The organism is Woeseia sp. D3-10 (assembly GCF_055809415.1).
On sequence record NZ_JBVVTW010000007.1, the window covers coordinates 350282 to 368317 of the forward strand.

Genomic DNA, 18036 nt, shown 5'->3' on the forward strand with positions numbered 1-18036 from the left:
CATCGCCGTACATGCAGAGAGTGATCGATGGCCGCTGCACGTCAGGTGCGCCTCGACGGTGTCCAGATTTCCTGGCGCACACCGCGCAGATAACGTATCCATGCGATAAGAATAGCGGCGTTGGAAATACTAAAAAACAGCGCAACCTTGCTGAGCGTTGACGGCTCAACCTTGCCTTCACGCTGCCAGGCAACAATCGCAATCCCGTAGAAGACCAATTGACCGACCAGCGCTATCAAGTATAGAGGAGCCGGCAATAACAACGCACTCGCCAGTAGCATGCCGATCAGGAAGAAAGGCACACACCAGCGCAACACTTTATGTGACAGCAGAAACAGCGAAAAGACCGGGTAACGGAACGGGTTCAGCAAAGCCTTGCGTTTGAATATTGCGGTCATACCCCGAATGACAGTCCGCACTTTGCGTTGAAATTCGTCACGGGAATCAGCAACTGCAGTCATGTAACCACGCGCAGCAGAACAGGAAATAGCCCGGTAACCTTGAGTCACTGTGTGCAACACCGACAAAAGATCGGGCGCGATACCGTCCGGAAACTCCGGAACAATCACTCGTCGTTGCGCGTAGAACGAACCACTTGCGCCAACGATTGAGCCGACACGTGACTCCTGATTTCGCAGGTAAAGCTCGTAACGGCCGTAGAGCCCCTCGCCCGCACCGCCTTCGATCATGTCTTCCCCGGACACGCAGCCGATACGCTCGTCGGCAAACGGTCGAATGATTTCGATCAGCGCATCGTCGTCCAGCATAATCGAAGCATCCGAGAATACGACGATGTCACCGCTTGCAGCCGCAATACCCTGATTGAGGGCGTTGCCCTTGCCTTTGCGCTCCGGCAAATCGATGAAGCAAAGTCGCGGATCCGACTCGAATTTCCGGACAATGTCGCCAGTTCCGTCCACTGAGCCATCGGATACAACGACCAATTGCATGGGCCCCGGGTACTGGATCGAGAGAGTGTTCTCGATCTTCGCGCCAATAACTGATGCTTCGTTGTGGGCCGGGATCAGCACCGTGATCGAATAGTCACGCACAGCAGCCGCATCAGCGCCCGCATCATCGGCGCCCCGACGCAGGAAAGCGCCCAGCAGCATGAGGATCAGCGGATAACCGAAATAAGTGTAAAAAACGGCCAGAAAACTGACCCAGAACAAGGCTTCCATAGCGGCTTAAACTATTGATTTAGTGTTGATAATTCTAGGGATTGCTTCACAGTTACGAGCACCGGTACGTGACCACCGGCGCCACTTTAGCGGAATTCCATTTTGCTTTCCGGTTTTCCTCGCCGCAGCGCGGCGCGCGCCGGGATCGGCCGTCGTTTATCACCGTTGGGATCATGCTCAGGTACAATGCCGCCGACCTGAAAAGCGGACAGATTCGAGATGGAATCAGCGTACTGTGACCGCTCACCCACCGAGGTCACGCCAGATGCGGCATATTGGCCACCGGTATTGGCCACTCACAACAAGACCCAGACTCACCTATGACTAAGTTGCCAGAAAACGGCGTTCACCAATTCGACATTAGTGCTGAAAATTGCGACGCCTGGAATCGCTTCGTTGTGGACAACGAATCAGCCGGCTTTTATCACCAGTTTGAATGGCAAAAGATCAATCAAGAAGAGTTTGGGCACCGAACCTGGTACCTCGCATCGCTCAACAATGGGGTGATCGACGGGGTATTCCCGCTGGTCCTGACTGAGAGCCGCATTTTCGGACGCATTCTCTGTTCGATGCCGTTTGTTAACTACGGTGGGCCGGCCGCGACGAACAGCCCTGCGAACGACGCACTGGTCGCCCGCGCGTGCGAAATTGCCCGAGAGCAGAACGCCGACTACCTTGAAATTCGAGGGCTCAGCATCTGTGAGGAGAACCTGCCGCGGTCTGAGCACAAGGTTTCCATGACCATCTCGCTCGCCAGCGATCCGGATGAAGTCTGGAACTCGTACAAATCGAAGCACCGCACCAATATACGCCGCGTCTACAAGGACGGCGTGACCGTGCAATCTGGTGGCATGGACCTGCTCGACACCTTCTACGACATCATGAGCCGTTCCTGGCGTTCACTCGGCACGCCGATATACCGCAAGCAGTACTTTCGATCCATCATTGAAGCATTCGGTGACCAAGTCCGAATTTACGTCGCCAGCCTGAATGGCCAACCCGTGGCGACCGCGTTCAACGGTCAGTTTGACGGCACCGTCGAGGGTATGTGGGCAGGCATGGATCCGGATTACCGCAAGGTCCAGGTGAACTACGTCCTGTATTGGGAAATGATCAAGGACGCCTGCGAAGCGGGTTTTCGCGACTACCACCTGGGGCGTTCAACAGCAGACTCTGGCGGCGAAGTGTTCAAGCAAAAATGGGGTGCTGAAGCCCGCCAGTTGTACTGGCAATACTATTTACCGAACGGCGGTGATCTGCCTGGCCTCAATCCCGACAACCCGAAGTTCGCACTGGCCATCAAAGTATGGCGCAAGCTACCACTGTGGGTGACCCAGCAGGCCGGACCATTGCTGGCACGCAGCATACCGTGAGCCACGGCTACCAGTAGCGCTCGGTTTTACCGCTCAGCCGGTACCAGGCAAGCGCGGCGTATTCATTAATCGCGAGATCCGACACCAGCAAGTGAAACGGGCTGGGCATCAATGACGCCGAGTTGGAGTCCTGTGGCAACTGGTAGTCGGTGGGAGCCGGCACCGGGTGACTGCCCTGCGCCTCGAACACACCCATGGCCCGCGGCATATGCCCGGCCGAGGTAATCAGATAAAAACGCTGTTCACCCAACAGGGCCACAACCCGCCGCGCGCTGTCTGAAGTGTGCACCGCTCCTCCGTCCTCCGTGACCGCCGCCGAGGGAACTCCAGCACTCTCCAGCAGATCCGCCATGATCGCGGTTGCCGTGGCGTCTCCGGAAATGACGATACGGCGGATTCGTCCTTCAGCGAACAGCCGCCCCGCCTCCAGAACACGGTACAGAGCAGAACTGCCCGCCCGGCTGCTCAGCGGCATCCGCGGGTCATCGGCCGCGTAGGCGGTCAGAACCACAGCGGTATCGAGCGCCGGGTGACGGTCGCCATCCAGCACCGGCGGATAGCGGTATTCAAGCGGGCTGATCAGCATCGACGCGACGATGCCATTGGAAAAAATCAGGTATAGCACGGCCGCCAACAAATACGGGTATTTCGCCCACTGCCGTCGTTCCACCTTGAGCAGCAACACGCTGCCAAGCAACAACAGCACGGCGACTACGTGGGACGGCAGCATCATGTCTTTGAGTATTTCGATCATCGCGGTGTTCGTTACTAGGTGGCACCCTCGTTACAGGGCGACGTCCGATGGCGGTAGATACAAGTCCGTGCTGAGCGACACCATGAATGCAGTATGCCTTCTGGACGACCATCTGGCGCAGCTTGCGAAACATAATGCCAATCGCTCTCTGCCCTATGCTACTTACCCGGGTAAACGTCAGGCAGATACCCGCACGGCGAGCCAGCTGCCGCTCAAAGTGTGTTCCTCCTCACGCCAGAGACTGTCTATCTCACTGATAATGAAGATATAATGCATATTTTCGGGCGTGGACTGCCAGTCCCGCCTGTTACGGCCGACCGCATGGCCTTGAGACGTCGACATCCTATGAGAACCCTAGCGCCCAGTGGTAGTCCGATTCGCCTGCGCGAACTGCTGGCCTGTTTGACCGCCGTCGGCAAGCCGTCTGCCGACGACCTGCGCCGGGCATTATGTGCCGAATTGGGCGTCAAGCACGTATTCCTGATGGCAAACGGTCGTGGCGCCATGTCCCTGCTGCTGCGTAACCTGGCCGATCAGCAAACGGACCGCGAACGCCGTTACGTCGTCGTCCCGTCCTACACGTGTTATTCCGTCGCCGCCTCAGCACTAATGGCCGGTCTGGAAGTACTGGTTTGTGACATTGACGAAGACACGCTCTGCTACAACCTTGAGCAACTGGAATCGATAAATTTTAGCCAGGTACTGGCCATCGTCAGCGCCAACCTTTACGGCATTCCGGACCAACTCCCCGAGCTAGAAGCCCTGGCAAAACGACACGGTGTATTTCTGGTCGACGACGCCGCCCAATGTTTGGGCGCCAGCGCTGACGGACGCCCGGTCGGCACCTTCGGCGACGCCGGAATACTCAGCTTCGACAAGGGCAAAATCATTACCTCGATCAATGGCGGCGTTATTGTTACCAATAACGACGCGCTGGCTGAAAGACTGTCCGCGGCGCATGACGAACTACAGCCACTGCCGGTCGCAACGCGCACTATCGAGCTCGTCAAACTGGGCGTCTATTTTGCACTGCTGAACCCATGGCTCTATGGAGTTCCAGCCAACTTGCCGTTCCTGAAGCTGGGCGCTACCCGCTATGAGGACGACTACCCACTACAGCATTACTTCGACGGCCTCGCGCCGTTGGCCCTGGCACAGTTTCAGCGCATGACTGAAATAAACAACAGCCGTCAGGCCTGCGCGGCGATCTATGTAGCACAACTGCCACGTACGCCGATGCTCGCAACTATCAATCCTGTGGCAAACAGTGAACCAGTCTGGTTGCGGTTTCCAATCCGTATCCGCGATGCCGCCGCTCGCGAAGAGTTTCTCAAGAGTAATCGCAACAACGGCTGCAGCGCGTCATACCCGTTGTCAATTGCCGACGTTCCCGAGATTCGGGATCGCATAGTCGTCCAGAACGGAGTCAGTCAGAGCGGTCGAACGATTGCGGGTCAAATTGTCACTCTTCCCACTCATGCCTACGTCAGCGAAAACGACATTGCGCGCATCTGCGACGGCATCGCGAAACTGCCTGCCACCACCGCCTGCATTGCCGGGAGCGGCTGAACTTGCAGTTCGCTATACACAAGCGAATGTCTGACATACCGTTAAGTTCAACGGATTGGGATCAACTGGTTGAGAATTCCGGCAACAATAGCGTGTTTCTCCGACACGCGTGGATACACACATGGTGGCAGCATCTCGCCGGCGACAATGAACTCTACTTCGTAACGATTCGATCCGAAGGAGCTATCGTCGGCTTCGCGCCGCTCATGCTTGATCGCTCCCGAACCCTGCGTTTTATCGCTGACGACAATTCCGATTACCTGGGTTTTGTCATTCGCACCAACGCAACCGGCGTCTTAAACCATCTGCTGGAGTTCCTCGCCGCGCAAGCAACGTGGCGAGTCATGCATTTACGAAATCTTCCGCGTGCCAACGATGACTCCAGGGTTTTCCTGGAGGCGTGCACGAATACCGGCCTGATCCCCTGGCGAAATTATTCGGTTGTCGCCCCGTACCTGGCACTCGGCGAGAACACGGCTAGCGCCGAAAAGCTGCTCAACAAGTACAGCGTGCGCCGGGCCGAACGCCAACTAACCGCTCAAGGACAATTGCGTTACGAAGTATTCTCCGAGACGCAGCGAACCGACGTGTTATGGGACGACTTCGCCAAACAACACATAGAGCGATGTCGCGTTGACGATCGAATCTCACGTTTCGAAAACCCCAATTACGCTGCATTCCTTCAGGCCCTGTCTGTTGCGCCTGGGATGAGTGACATTGTGCACTTCTCGGCAGTCCTGCTCGACGATCGCGCAATCGCCTATCATTTTGGTTTCATCTCGAATCGGCGTTTGCTCTGGTACAAACCCAGCTTCGATACCTCACTGGAGAAAGGCTCACCGGGCATAGTGCTGATACGCCATCTCGCTAATTACGCTCTGCAGAACCAGCTCCTCGAACTGGACTTCACGATTGGCGCGGAACCTTTTAAGGAACGCTTCTCGAACGGCACTCGCTACGTAGACACTTACCGCATCCATCGTACCCAGCTGCGCTACGTGCTCGACACAGGTTACTGGCGTGCGCGCGCCATGGCCAAGAAACTGATCAAAGGGAAAAAGTAATGTCCGCGCAGAACCGATACGACCCTCGGAACCAGGAATGCATGCTGTGAAACTCACAGTAATAATCCCAAGCTATCTACGAGCGCCCATGTTGTGCGAAGCTATCGACAGTGTGCTGTCTCAGGATATCGACAGCATGGAACTAATCGTCATTGATGACGGCTCCACCGACAACACCAGAGAACGAGTGCAACGGTACGGTGACCGGGTTCGGTACGTGTTTCAAGAAAACCAAGGTCTGAGCACCGCCCGCAACAACGGTATAGCCCTGGCAACAGGCGAATACATCGCACTGCTCGATAACGACGACTGGTTCATGCCCGGCAAGCTGCGCCTGCAGCTGGCATTGCTCGACGCCCTCCCGGAGCTGTCCGGTACCTATAGTAACTTTACTATTTACCGGTCTGACGACGACACAACGCCCGACGGAGTTCAAACCTGGTATGACAGCCCGATGGACTGGTCAAAAGTCTTTGCTCGCAAACTGCCGTTGAGAAAAATCGTCGAGGACATCAGTCCAGCGCCAGCCGGCACCATGGCCTATATAGGCTCACTGTACTCTGCTTCGCTAGAACACTATTTTGTCCTGCCGTCGACCGCTGTGTTCAGAAAGTCCATGCTACCGAACGACGGCCTGTTTCCTGTGCACGACCCGATCTGCGGTGACTGGGATTTTTTCGCGCGAATCTCACGAGAAGCTCCGCTTTGTTTCGTCGACACCGAGCTGACCTACAACCGCAGTCATATTGATGAGAGCCGCTTGACGCAAACGCGAATGCGCCAGCAGATCGAACTGCGAATTGACTTTCTGGAACGGGTCTATCGTAAAGATCAAAAATTCTATAAGGACAACAGGGAACGCGTTGACCGCGTTTTCCAGACGCGACTGTCCGAGCTCTGCAAACTGCAACTCCTGGAAGAAGATCAGGATGCTGCCGTAGAAACCTCCGTGCGCCTGAAAATGCTGGACGTGCCACTCGGCCGCCGGGAACGGCTGTTGATCGCCATCTCGGCTATCCCGGGAACCGGGCACTTGCTCAGCCTTGTTCGTGCGCTGAAACGACGCTTGCGACTCTAGCCGTGGCCAGTAAACCATCAGTGAACACTCGCCTGTGCGCGGACCTCGAGTCATTGCAACAATTACGTGACGACTGGCAGGAATTGGCGAACGTTACCCGTTCGCCCCTACTGGACCATGCCTGGTTCGACGCCTGTGCCAGACATCTGCATGCAAGTGACAGACTCCATGTACTGGTTCAACATGACGCCAATGAATCAGTCACGGCGATTGCGCCGCTGGTAAAGGTCGTGCGAGAGCGCCGTACATGGCTGGAGTTTCTGGGCTCCGAGCAACTCTACGAACCATCAGGAATGTTGTATGGGAGCCCGGAGGCACTCCCGGAGCTCTACGAAGCCATCGCCAGCGCCTGCTGGCCCGTGCAATTGCAGCGCTTGCCGGCCGATCCGGCGCACTCGAATTTCGCGCCACAACGTCGCCTTCAGGCAGGCTTGTGGATGCGCGCATCGACTGCGGCCACAGCCGTCCTCGACTTGCAAGATGGTTGGGACGCGTTTTACGCCACGCTATCGTCGCAACGCCGTTATGACCATCGCCGAGCACAAAAACGCGCTACGGCGACCGGCGCAGTGCAGTTCCAACCCTGCACGCCGACAGTGGACGAAACTCCTGGCCTGCTAGATCAAGCATTCGCTATTGAAAATCGCAGCTGGAAAGGCCAGCGAGGATCGTCGATACTCAATCGTCCGCGGCTCGAGTCCTTTTTCCGTAGCTACAGTTTGGCAGCTGCGGCGGAAGGCAGCCTGCGTGTTTTTTTCCTGGTAGTGGACGAGGTCGCAGTGTCTATGGCGCTGTGCGTGGAAAAATATGACGCACTGTGGTTTCTGAAAATTGGTTACGACAAAACTTATGCGAAATGTTCTCCCGGCATCCTGCAGCTTATGTATATCATTGAATATTGCTGCGCCAACGGTATCTCACGAATTGAACATCTGGGATCATTCGAGCCATGGCTCGCCGCCTGGACCAGCCGCTCTCGAGCGCACGCAACATTTGTGCATTACCCACGGAACCTGACGGGAGCAGGCCTCCTGCTTAGCGATGTCGTGCGCGTCGTTCGTGGCCGGCTCACCCCGGAAAACCAAGAAGCTTGAAATAGAATATGCGTAAGATACTGAAAAAAATAAAAATAACATTAGCCCGATGCCTGTTTCACAGCGGCATCTGGGCAGTAATCGCGCGTCAGCGATTGCGTGGGCAGGCAGTTGTACTGACCTATCACCGGGTAATCGACGAGCAGCGGACACCGCGACCAGACTCAAACCCGGGCATTATCGTGTCCGCAAATTCGTTCGATATGCAGATGCACGCGATTCGTAAATACCTCAACCCCATTGCGCTCGCCGATCTGCAGGCGCACATCGAGCACGGTAAACCGCTGCCGCCCAGGAGTTGCCTGGTCACGTTTGATGACGGTTGGCTCGATAACTATGAAGTCGCCTTTCCCATACTGAAGAAGTACGAAATCCCTGCTGTCGTTTTCGTTCCTCTGAATTACATAGAAAACAGCATCATGTTCTGGCAGGAAGAGATGCTGATGTGGCTGACAACGCTCCTGAAGGCCGGCGACGCTGACAGCCTGCAACGCCTTGCAAGCTTGCTGGGCAAGCATGAAACTGCCGGTGAGATAACGATTCATGACATACGCGAGCATGTTGTGACCATGAAAGACGCCAGCGACGATGCAATTACCGCGGCTTTGGAATCCCTGCGCCACGAACTTGGCAAGAATGGCCAACCGGTACATTACAATCGTTACATGAACTGGAACCAGGTCAAGGAAATGCGCGCCGCGGGTATCGACTTCGCATCACACGCACTAAGCCACCGAATCCTCTGCCGAATGTCGGATGAGCGCTGCCGCGAAGAATTGCAGCAGAGTCGGGCGTTGCTGGAGGCCCAGCTGGGTGAACCGGTACGCGCAATTGCCTACCCCAACGGAGATCACGACGAACGGGTCATGCGTAAGACCCGCGAGGCGGGCTACGCTCTGGCATTCGCTACGACCAGCGGCTTGTACAGCACGGATGACGACCCGCTGTCTATTCCGCGCATGAACGTCCATGAAAATAACTCACGCGACAAAGCCTTGTTTCTTTGCGCGACCATTGACCTGTTTTAGTCGGTAACTGAATCCGCCATGAGAATACTTGTTACTGACGGAAACAGCCGCTCAGCGCTCGCTGTCACCCGTTCGCTGGGTAAAGCCGGCCATGAAGTGATCGTCACCAGCAAGGCACCGAAATGCCTGGCTGCCTGCTCGCGTTACTGCCATGAACATCACACGTACCCGGACCCGGCTCTGTCGCGGGCTGAGTTTGTCGATTCGCTGGTATCACTCGTCGAACAGTTGAACATTGATGTGTTACTGCCAATCACCGATGTTTGTGTCTTGCCCGTTGCCGAACAACGTCACCGCTTCGAGGCCCTGTGTCGCTTGCCGCTGCCGGCAGCCGATGCACTCGATAAAGCAGCTGACAAGCAAGGTATAACTGCGCTGGCCGCCGAGCTTGGTGTCGCCACGCCAGTATCCCTTACTGTTACGGAACCAGGTCAGCTTGATGTCGACAGCTTGCAGATCCCCTACCCTATCGTGCTTAAGCCTGCGCGTTCCCGGGTCAGGACCGCCGAAGGCTGGCTGTATACCGGGGTCGACTATGCAGTCTCGGCCAGCTCACTGAAACGGAAGTTAGATAGCATTCCCGCCGCCGCGTATCCGGTGTTGCTGCAGGAAAGAGTCAGCGGGCCGGGTATCGGCTTATTCTACTGTTTCGACAACGGTCGCCCGGTTGCCAGTTTTGCGCACAAGCGGCTTCGCGAAAAGCCGCCATCCGGCGGCGTCAGCGTGCTTCGGGGAAAGTGTCGCATTGAACCCTCTCGCGCACGAGTACAGCTTGAAACTGCTGAGCGCGCTGAATTGGCACGGCGTTGCAATGGTCGAGTTCAAGCTGGATGAACGCGACAACACGCCGAAACTAATGGAGATAAATGGCCGGTTCTGGGGTTCACTGCAGTTGGCTATCGACGCCGGAGTGGACTTCCCGTCCATACTGGTGCGCATCGCCAGTGGCGAAACCGTCGCCCCGGTCGAACAGTACCGCTACGGCGTACGTTCACGATGGCTGTGGGGAGATGTGGATTTGCTCTTGATGTTCTTGCTGAAGTCTCGCGAAGAACTGCAACTTCCGGCCGGTCACTCGAACCGATTGGTTTCGATTCTGAAAGTGCTTTGTCCCTGGGTTCCGGGTCAAAAGCTCGAGATTCTGAGGCTTGGTGACATCAAGCCGTGGTTGCACGAATCGCTTAACTGGTTTCGACGCTAGCGCGCCAACAAAGCAGTGGCAAGCGACTCTGCTGAACAATCAAGTTGCTCGACAATCTGCCGAATGCGTGTGGGAGATCGCCCATAAGGGTCGTCTATGTCCGCTTGCCCTTCGTTGTTAAACGCTCCGGCCCAGATCACCTTTTCATCAGTGGCAACAAATGCGCGCAACGCATCGCGATTAAAGCCATCCATAATCACGATTAAATCAGCCCAGTCGGCAAGCTCCTGATCGATGCGTGCCGAACGGTGCTGCGCCAATTCAACACCGAATTCAGCCGCCATCGCAACGTGGTTAGTGCTGCATGGTCGACCAACCCTGTCGTGAAACCCGGCCGAACGAACCTGCCACGGTGAGTCAACAAGCTGGGTGCGCAGCTTCTGACCAATGTAGGGACTGCGGTAGATATTGCCATAGCACATGACCAGCACGTTATGCCCCGACGACGACGCCAGATTACGCCGGCTTTCCTCCACCGCTTGACGCCGGTAGCACCGATGGCGCCACCGACGTTGTAGCGAACGTGCGATACGAACGATCAACTGGCTAACTCCTGCCCAGCTATTTTACGATCTCCGGGACATTTTCGACGAGTACGCCGGCCGCGTGCAGATAACCTGTCGTTGAGCGCTTGTTCTCAATGTCTTTGTAAACGTGGGCAGCGTGCTGTGCATCAATACCCAGTGCCTTGCCGAGTTCCGCAGCGCTGTACCCGTTGTTCAAGGCATACAATGCCAGATCCATCTGTTGATACGGCAACGCAAAATAGAACTCATCCTGCCCCTGATCCAGACTGTAGGTGTCAGTCGTCGGAGTAGCAGAACAGATTTCTTCTGGCAATCCCATGTGCCGCGCCAACGCATAGACCTGCGTTTTGTACAGGTGTGCAATGGGTTTCACATCAGCAGAACCGTCACCATTCTTGACGAAAAAGCCCTGGTCATACTCAAGTCGATTCGGTGTTCCTACGACAGCGTAGTTCAGGCGGTCCGCATGGAAGTACTCGACTGTCTTGCGAATACGCTGTTTGTAGTTGGTCGCTGCTACAATTTTCAGGTATTCAGTAAGCGGCAAACGCTTCTCGTGCATTTTCCCATCCGGCGAACGCACCACCAGCATGAAGTGATTGACCCGGCCTTCCAGACCGCCGGATATCACGATCTTGTTTGCCCAGCCATCACCGTATTCCGGATAGACGCTTCGAATTGCATCGTCGCGCTGCTGGTAACAGCCGATTGCCGCCAATGTCGGTGCAATATTGAACAACTCGTAATCGATACCCAGATGTTTGGCGAGAATATCGCCGCGAGACGTACTGGAATCGGCCGAATCCTGCTCAGGCAGCAACAAGCCATACACCTTCTTTTTGCCGAGCGCGCGTACACACAGCGCTGCGGATACAGAGCTGTCGATACCGCCGGACATCGCGATGATGAGACCGCGCTTGCGCAAGGTCTTCGCGAGAATTTCGCGTAGTCTTGCCGTGATCTTTTCAATCTCGGCATCCATGTCCATGCTCAGGGACTCGGTCGTTAACGTAGGCTTCTTATCATTCACTGCTTGTTCTCCTCAAATTCCCTGGCAAGAGCGAGCCGCTTTACTTTTCCTGAACTCGTGCGCGGCAGCGCATCAACAAATTTCAAATACTTCGGTACTTTGTACGGTGACAATGCCGCTCTGCAGCGGCGCTGTACTAATTTTGCAGGCAGTTCCGCACCTGATTTGCAAACGATGGCGACGGCAATAGCCTGTCCCAGCGTCATATCCGGAACCGGATAGGCAGCAACCGCCTCTACTTCCTCGAACCCCGCGATGACTTCTTCAATCTCCTGCGGACTGACGCGGTTTGCGCCGGTTTTGATCATCTCTGAGGAGCGACCTGTCAGAAAAAGAAAGCCATCCTCATCCATATAGCCGAGGTCACCGGTCCGCAGCCAACCATCTCTCAGGACAGCTGCCGTTCCGACCGGGTCTTTCCAATAGCCAAGCATGATGTTATCGCCGCGCACATAGACATCGACGGGTGCTTCTGCTGAACCTCGGTTGGTATCGTCGTAACCGAGTCGTACTGTCACGCCAGCAATGGGAGTACCGACCGACCCAATCTTCGTCGATAGAAAGCTCGGAGCCAAACATGTCAGCCTGGCCGTCGCTTCGGTTTGACCGTACATCACGAAAATGTCTACGCCAGGCAGTGTCTCCTGCAAAAAGCGAGTCTGGTCAACGGACATGGGGCCGCCTGCTTGGGCTACGTAGCGCAATGCTGAGAAATCAAAATCCGCCAGGTTGCCTGCGCCGAACAGCAAACTGAATGTTGTAGGCACACCGTAGAAACCGGTTGCACGATGCTCCTGTAACGCGGCCAATACAACCCTCGGAAAGGCGACATTGTCGTGTAGAACGAGGCAGGCACCTGCTGTCATATGCGTATGCAGAACCGAATTGCCGAACGAATAATGAAACGGCAGGATATTAAAGCCACGATCTATCCAGCTAAGGTTCAGATAACCGAGGATGGAAGCTGTGTTCGCAAACTGATTGCGCTGGCTAAGCATCACCCCTTTTGGGTTCCCTGTAGTGCCAGAGGTGTACATGATCGATGCGAGGTCGCTAACCCGCGTATCGACCAGGTACTGCTGGCAATCCGTGGTCGTTGCGCGTCGTATGTCCGCCCAGGTGCTTTGATCGTCTGTGTCAACGTCACCGCGCTGAACAACCACGACCTCAACCCCTCGCTCATGCAGAATCGTCTTCAGCGCTTTGAGATCACGGTAAGTCCGCTGCACGAACAAAACGCGCGCCTCACAGTGCTCCAGCAGATGAGCAATGACACTTGCCGGTTCCTGAAAATTGAGCGGCACCGTCACCCGCCCCGACACCTGTACGCCGTAGAAAACGCCTATGTACTCCGCGCTGTTCTGCATCAACAGTCCAACCCGGTCACCGCGTTCAAGACGGAGCGTCGTCAGGTAGCTCGCAACCGCGCCGGCCAGACCTGCCAGCGCTTCGTAGCTCCAGGTACCGCGAGGAGCTATGACAGCGTCAGACGAGAGTTGCCGTTCGACCGAGCGAAGAAACGATTGTGCAATGCTTTGCGGCATGCGAATTCCGTCGTTATTGCTTACGCGCTACGAATGCGGCGATTCGATTTACTGAATCCAGATTCTCCGGAACCATTTCTTCATCTTCGACCTTTACGCCCAGCTCTTCTTCGATGAACATGATGATCTCAAGCATGCCCGTCGAATCGACGATACCGCGTTCCAGCAGCGAATCGTCTTCACCGATTGCCGATTGATCGTCAGTGAACAAGTAGTTCTCAAGAATGAAGTCTTTAACTTTCTTTTGCAGCTCTGAAGCCATGCTGATTGCCTTCCTGTGGGTTCAAATATAGTGCTTCGCACTAAGGGGTAACTTCTGAAAATTGCGATCCGGCACCTTCAACAAAGAGGTGATGCCAGACCTGGGTGGACAATATGCCGACGAACGCCATGTTATCGCGCTCTCCAAGGCCACTCGACCGACGTGCTTTGTTGAGCAATCGATCGACCTTCCGTGAATCAAAGTAGCCTGACCGACTGACAGCATCGCTGTGCAGAAAATCGAGCATTCCGGAACTGGCTGCCTCAGCGACAAACGCCTCAACATTGGGCGCACGGTATGGTTGCTTGCTGCGCCGTACGATCGACTCTGGCAGATCATCACGCATAGCCTGCTTCAGCAGGTACTTTTCCCGCATAGCGCGCATCTTGAGTTTCGGCGGCAGTTTCTCTGCGAACTCAATCACCCGGTGATCCAGGAACGGGAAGCGGCCTTCAACGGAGTTCGACATCAACATCCGATCACCCTGAGACGACAGTATGTAGCCCGGCAGTATGGTACTGGCCTCGACATACTCCCAGCGGTTAAATCGCTTCCAGTCGCGCCATGGTGCCATGCGCGTTGCAAAGGTCTCACGTACGTCGTCAACCACGCCAGCCCGGAAGTCATCCGAGTAAAACATCTTGATCTGCGATGTCATGTTCCAGCGCGGAATGTGCGAAAACGCCAGCGTATCGATCTGGTCAAAGCTGCCGCCAAAAAATGCCTTCAAGTACGACTCATTCTGGCTGCTACCGAAATCCAGATACGGATACAGACGCTTCAGCAATGCTGGACGCCAGGATGAGTCGGGGTTTCTTGCCCAGAACTCACGAACCTTGGCTTCCTTGAATATGTCGTAACCGCCCAGTACCTCATCAGCACCTTCACCGGTCAGGACAACTTTGAAATCATTCTCGCGGACCAGGCCGGACAACATACCCATCGGCACGGGCGCGGTCCTCAATACAGGCACTTCCGCATGCCACATTGACTGAACGAATCGCTCCGCTATATCGCCTTGTCGGCAGGTTACACTGCTGTGATCGGTCTGCAAGTACGCAGACATCTCATTCTGATGCACACTCTCGTCAAGCAGTTTGCTCTCGAAGCCAATCGAAAACGTGCGCAAGTCTGTCACGTCCTGCTGTTTGATCATGGCGACCAGCGATGATGAGTCCAGCCCGCCCGACAAGTACGCGCCAACCGGCACGTCCGCACGCAGGCGGATACGGGTTGCATCGTCGAGCAACGATCGCAGTTCGGCAGTCAGATCAGCCTCGTCTGCCCGATGGAACTCGTCATTGACCGGGTAATTCCAGTTCCAGTATTGGCGCTGATGCACTTGCCCACTCTGCAGAACCAGCATTTCACCGGGCCGCAACTGATGAACTCCCTCGAACATCGTTCGAGGTGCAACCGGGCACCAAAACGTAAATACCTCGTCGAGTGCAGCCGGGCTAAGCCGAGCATCCAGCAAGCCGCTTTCGAGCATGCCTTTCACTTCGGAACAAAAAAGCAACTGACCGTCTTTGATCGTATAGAACAACGGCAGGATGCCGACCCTGTCGCGCACCAGAATCAAGCGTCGTTTGGTTTCATCCCACAGGGATATCGCAAACTGGCCATTCAGGTGATCGACGAAATTGTCACCGTATTCTTCATACAGGTGAACGATAACCTCGGTATCCGTTTCAGTGTAGAAACTGTGCCCACGTTGCAACAGATCGGCGCGCAGTTCTTTGTAGTTGAAAATTTCGCCGTTATAGCTGACCCACACCGTCTGGTCTTCGTTATGAATTGGCTGCTTACCGCCGTCAACATCAATAATGCTGAGCCGGGCATGGCCAAGACCGATGCCTGACGACAAGTAATAGCCACGGCCGTCCGGCCCGCGGTGCCGAATGGCGGATACCATACGCTCCAGCGGTGCACGCTCCGGAATCGCGCGCCCGTCAACAGGCGCTATGCCAGCAATACCACACATAGGAACTCAGCTTTCCGCGATCACAAAGTAGTTATTATCACCGAATAACAAATCAGGCAGCGTGATCGCTATCACATTGAATTTGCTCTGATTGCAATCCGCTGGCCTGCACCAGTTCGGCCATGGAACCGAATGAGAAATCGTCGAGCATGCGACGCAGCCTCGGTTCAGTCTTCTCGAGGTTGTTGTAATGCCTGAACTTCGAAAGCCCTTTGACGTCCAGCCTCGGCTGCTCCGGGTCCACTTCCCATGGGTGGATATAAAACACCCAGGGCCTGCCAGCCGCATTGACCCGCCGCGCTGCTGCACGGGTAAAAGCATACGGATAGAGACGGAAATAGCCGCCACCGGAGACTGGAATGCGGACACCACCAAAGGGTAATACCGTCATCGGAACTTCCACAATACTCGCGCCATTCGGCAATTCACGCCGGTGCGGCTCCAGCACCGCATCAGCAATGCCGTAGCGGTCGTGGTGCACGGGGAAGATACTCGAGTCGTACTCGAAGCCCGTCTCCTGCAGCACCTCCAGCGCCCACAAGGTGTCTTTCCGAATCGAGAAGCTGGCCGCGCGGTAACCTACTACCGCGGAACCGGTGGCATCTTCCAGCAAGCTCTTGGCCTTGATTGTTTCTTCGCGAAACTCGGCTTGTGACTGATTGTAAATTAGCGCGTGGGAATAACCATGACAGGCCACTTCATGGCCAGCATCCCGAATTCGCCGAATCAATGGGGCGAAACGCTCAACAACCCAGCCCAATACGAAAAAGGTACCGGTGACTCCAGCTTCGTCAAGTACGCCAAGGATACGTTCGGTGTTCTCGCACACCCGGAATTCCAGGTTATCGCGGCCGATACGGCGCACGCCTTCGGCCAATGCCGAAGCATGGAAATAGTCCTCGACATCGACGCTGAACGCATTCAACGGTTGGGCAGGTGTTCTGGTCATCAGTTTTCCGGGGTACTGCAACTGTTGCGGCCGGATGGCGCGAAGCCGCTTAGTTATACAAAAAGAAATTTGTTCTTAAGGCTATCAACGTCCCAATCGCGGACGATAGCGAAACACGAGCTGAACACGATTCTCCGCAACGTCACTGCCCGGGTCACTGCTGTCACGGGTGCTGCGCTCAAAGCGTAAGTCAATATCCAGCGTTTCAAGCTGACGCCAGCCAAAGCTGATGCCGTAGGATTGGTCTTCGTCATCACGATCGAGATTGCTGTAATCTCGTCGGGATATGCGTCCAAAGATGCTGCCGTCCCATCGATTACCGAGACGTCTCGTCACGTTAAAATTCGCGCTCGTCGAGGTGCGATCAAACTGCCCACCATCTTCGTAAGCGTCATCGCTCCAGTCGAGTGCCACATACACATCAGTCCGTGGTCGATCGTACGCAAAGCTCACTGTCGAGAAATTTTCACGAAACGGTGCGCTGATATTGGTCTGATTCTGTACCTGACCCAATTGCGGGCTGTTAGCCTGATTACCGCGGAAATTCTGTGCGGCATCGGACACTCGCGTGCCAGCTTCCAGGGTGAATGTGCTAACTTCGGATACCCGCCGTCGCCATTCGACCACGGCCAAAGGCTCCTCGGTTTCTACGCCGCCCCGATCTGCGCGCGACCAACCCAGATCGACGGCCAGTTCGTTTCGTGCACCTTCCGTTTCAAAGCGTGCAAAGGCGTCGTAACGCTTTATGGGCGGATTTAACAAATCCTGATCGAATTCGGTTCGTTCACCACGCACATTGAATGAAAGCGACCGATTCTCACTCAGCTGCCGGACCAGACCCACTTGTGCTCCGTAGCGACCGTTATCAAATGGTTGCTCTTCATAATTTACATCGGAATACGTTGCCGACAATGTCGCCGCAAACCGCGCACTCAGAGGAATTTGCACCATTGGGCCGGTTGTAAAATAACTTACGTTCTGGCGGTTACCAGGTGTTACCGGCGAAAACGGGTCGATCGACTGTTGGCCGACATTACCCTGAAACTGCCATTGAAGATTGCGCTCGATCAATTGAAAGATCGCGCCAGCATCCAATGCTGGCAAGAATTCACTGTCGAATGAATTGCCGTCGTAGTCAATGTAGTTAAGAGATCCGCGTACGCTGACCTCTGACCGAGCACTCTCATCGGCATACGTAATGTTCAGCCCTGCGTTGTAGACGATCTCGTCCATTTGCGGATCGATGCCGTTGTCCGGCAGACGCCCGATGTTGTCTGAATGCCCGATCCCGGCCTCCAGTTCCAGACCGAATTCCGCGGCAGCGGTGCCACCAACGCAAGTGACTAAGAGCAATACTCCAATTCGCGCGCACACTGTATTTTTCTTGTTCATGGTGAA

Annotated in this window: 18 protein-coding genes; 8 read left to right on the plus strand and 10 right to left on the minus strand. The window is 55.4% G+C overall.

Going from position 1 to position 18036, the window contains the following annotated elements; genetic code table 11:
- Positions 1–41: 41 nt before the first annotated feature.
- Both AC0L8N_RS02340 and AC0L8N_RS02345 read right to left on the minus strand, forming a co-directional pair.
- Positions 42–1181 (minus strand): glycosyltransferase family 2 protein, encoded by a 1140-nt coding sequence (locus AC0L8N_RS02340; RefSeq protein ID WP_473665973.1) that lies wholly within the window; start codon positions 1179–1181, stop codon positions 42–44.
- 86 nt (positions 1182–1267) lie between these two features.
- Positions 1268–1477 carry a hypothetical protein gene (locus AC0L8N_RS02345; RefSeq protein WP_473665974.1) on the minus strand — a complete coding sequence of 70 codons (210 nt, stop codon included), beginning with the start codon at positions 1475–1477 and terminating at the stop codon, positions 1268–1270.
- A 24-nt stretch (positions 1478–1501) separates the two neighbouring features.
- On the opposite strand from AC0L8N_RS02345, the gene AC0L8N_RS02350 reads away from it, so the two are divergent.
- Positions 1502–2554 (plus strand): FemAB family XrtA/PEP-CTERM system-associated protein, encoded by a 1053-nt coding sequence (locus tag AC0L8N_RS02350; RefSeq protein WP_473665975.1) that lies wholly within the window; start codon positions 1502–1504, stop codon positions 2552–2554.
- 7 nt (positions 2555–2561) lie between these two features.
- On the opposite strand, the gene AC0L8N_RS02355 is transcribed toward AC0L8N_RS02350, so the two are convergent.
- Entirely contained in the window at positions 2562–3308 is a 747-nt protein-coding gene (locus AC0L8N_RS02355; protein ID WP_473665976.1) for a YdcF family protein, read from the minus strand.
- Positions 3309–3653: 345 nt separating this feature from the next.
- On the opposite strand from AC0L8N_RS02355, the gene AC0L8N_RS02360 reads away from it, so the two are divergent.
- The 7 genes from AC0L8N_RS02360 to AC0L8N_RS02390 are packed head-to-tail and all read left to right on the plus strand — an operon-like array spanning position 3654 to position 10342.
- Positions 3654–4877, plus strand: a complete 1224-nt coding sequence (locus AC0L8N_RS02360) for a DegT/DnrJ/EryC1/StrS family aminotransferase (protein WP_473665977.1) — start codon at positions 3654–3656, stop codon at positions 4875–4877.
- A 26-nt stretch (positions 4878–4903) separates the two neighbouring features.
- Positions 4904–5941, plus strand: coding sequence for a GNAT family N-acetyltransferase (locus tag AC0L8N_RS02365; RefSeq protein ID WP_473665978.1), 1038 nt, complete (start codon positions 4904–4906; stop codon positions 5939–5941).
- Positions 5942–5987: 46 nt separating this feature from the next.
- Positions 5988–7019: a glycosyltransferase family A protein gene (locus tag AC0L8N_RS02370; RefSeq protein WP_473665979.1), complete on the plus strand. Its 1032-nt coding sequence runs from the start codon at positions 5988–5990 to the stop codon at positions 7017–7019.
- Positions 7020–7021: 2 nt separating this feature from the next.
- Positions 7022–8113 carry a GNAT family N-acetyltransferase gene (locus AC0L8N_RS02375; protein ID WP_473665980.1) on the plus strand — a complete coding sequence of 364 codons (1092 nt, stop codon included), beginning with the start codon at positions 7022–7024 and terminating at the stop codon, positions 8111–8113.
- Positions 8114–8121: 8 nt separating this feature from the next.
- Positions 8122–9141 carry a polysaccharide deacetylase family protein gene (locus AC0L8N_RS02380; protein ID WP_473665981.1) on the plus strand — a complete coding sequence of 340 codons (1020 nt, stop codon included), beginning with the start codon at positions 8122–8124 and terminating at the stop codon, positions 9139–9141.
- 18 nt (positions 9142–9159) lie between these two features.
- Positions 9160–9975: a hypothetical protein gene (locus AC0L8N_RS02385; protein WP_473665982.1), complete on the plus strand. Its 816-nt coding sequence runs from the start codon at positions 9160–9162 to the stop codon at positions 9973–9975.
- Positions 9914–10342 (plus strand): ATP-grasp domain-containing protein, encoded by a 429-nt coding sequence (locus AC0L8N_RS02390; RefSeq protein ID WP_473665983.1) that lies wholly within the window; start codon positions 9914–9916, stop codon positions 10340–10342. The genes AC0L8N_RS02385 and AC0L8N_RS02390 overlap by 62 nt, the downstream gene beginning before the upstream one ends.
- Here the strand turns inward: AC0L8N_RS02390 and AC0L8N_RS02395 are convergent.
- From AC0L8N_RS02395 to AC0L8N_RS02425, 7 genes are all read right to left on the minus strand, one after another.
- The gene (locus AC0L8N_RS02395; RefSeq protein WP_473665984.1) at positions 10339–10818 is read right to left on the minus strand and encodes an arsenate reductase/protein-tyrosine-phosphatase family protein; all 480 of its coding nucleotides are present in this window, start codon (positions 10816–10818) and stop codon (positions 10339–10341) included. The two genes, AC0L8N_RS02390 and AC0L8N_RS02395, sit on opposite strands and share 4 nt — an antisense overlap.
- An 85-nt stretch (positions 10819–10903) precedes the next feature.
- Positions 10904–11899, minus strand: coding sequence for an NAD(+) synthase (gene nadE, locus AC0L8N_RS02400; RefSeq protein ID WP_473665985.1), 996 nt, complete (start codon positions 11897–11899; stop codon positions 10904–10906).
- Positions 11896–13443 carry a class I adenylate-forming enzyme family protein gene (locus tag AC0L8N_RS02405; RefSeq protein ID WP_473665986.1) on the minus strand — a complete coding sequence of 516 codons (1548 nt, stop codon included), beginning with the start codon at positions 13441–13443 and terminating at the stop codon, positions 11896–11898. The genes nadE and AC0L8N_RS02405 overlap by 4 nt, the downstream gene beginning before the upstream one ends.
- A gap of 13 nt (positions 13444–13456) precedes the next feature.
- A complete protein-coding gene (locus tag AC0L8N_RS02410) occupies positions 13457–13705 on the minus strand; it encodes an acyl carrier protein (RefSeq protein ID WP_068614557.1) in 249 nt (82 codons plus the stop codon).
- A gap of 40 nt (positions 13706–13745) precedes the next feature.
- Positions 13746–15689, minus strand: a complete 1944-nt coding sequence (asnB, locus tag AC0L8N_RS02415; protein ID WP_473665987.1) for an asparagine synthase (glutamine-hydrolyzing) — start codon at positions 15687–15689, stop codon at positions 13746–13748.
- A 52-nt stretch (positions 15690–15741) separates the two neighbouring features.
- On the minus strand, positions 15742–16638 hold the full coding sequence (locus AC0L8N_RS02420; RefSeq protein ID WP_473665988.1) for an XrtA system polysaccharide deacetylase: 897 nt from the start codon (positions 16636–16638) through the stop codon (positions 15742–15744).
- An 84-nt stretch (positions 16639–16722) separates the two neighbouring features.
- Positions 16723–18030: a hypothetical protein gene (locus tag AC0L8N_RS02425; RefSeq protein WP_473665989.1), complete on the minus strand. Its 1308-nt coding sequence runs from the start codon at positions 18028–18030 to the stop codon at positions 16723–16725.
- Between the last annotated feature and the right edge of the window lie 6 nt (positions 18031–18036).

Coding starts and splice junctions, on each gene's coding strand:
- AC0L8N_RS02380 (WP_473665981.1), top strand. CDS start 8,122: ATGCGTAAGATACTGAAAAAAATAAAAATAACATTAGCCCGATGCCTG.
- AC0L8N_RS02350 (WP_473665975.1), top strand. CDS start 1,502: ATGACTAAGTTGCCAGAAAACGGCGTTCACCAATTCGACATTAGTGCT.
- AC0L8N_RS02425 (WP_473665989.1), bottom strand. CDS start 18,030: ATGAACAAGAAAAATACAGTGTGCGCGCGAATTGGAGTATTGCTCTTA.
- AC0L8N_RS02365 (WP_473665978.1), top strand. CDS start 4,904: ATGTCTGACATACCGTTAAGTTCAACGGATTGGGATCAACTGGTTGAG.
- AC0L8N_RS02405 (WP_473665986.1), bottom strand. CDS start 13,443: ATGCCGCAAAGCATTGCACAATCGTTTCTTCGCTCGGTCGAACGGCAA.
- AC0L8N_RS02360 (WP_473665977.1), top strand. CDS start 3,654: ATGAGAACCCTAGCGCCCAGTGGTAGTCCGATTCGCCTGCGCGAACTG.
- AC0L8N_RS02340 (WP_473665973.1), bottom strand. CDS start 1,181: ATGGAAGCCTTGTTCTGGGTCAGTTTTCTGGCCGTTTTTTACACTTAT.
- AC0L8N_RS02410 (WP_068614557.1), bottom strand. CDS start 13,705: ATGGCTTCAGAGCTGCAAAAGAAAGTTAAAGACTTCATTCTTGAGAAC.
- asnB (WP_473665987.1), bottom strand. CDS start 15,689: ATGTGTGGTATTGCTGGCATAGCGCCTGTTGACGGGCGCGCGATTCCG.
- AC0L8N_RS02420 (WP_473665988.1), bottom strand. CDS start 16,638: ATGACCAGAACACCTGCCCAACCGTTGAATGCGTTCAGCGTCGATGTC.
- AC0L8N_RS02385 (WP_473665982.1), top strand. CDS start 9,160: ATGAGAATACTTGTTACTGACGGAAACAGCCGCTCAGCGCTCGCTGTC.
- AC0L8N_RS02355 (WP_473665976.1), bottom strand. CDS start 3,308: ATGATCGAAATACTCAAAGACATGATGCTGCCGTCCCACGTAGTCGCC.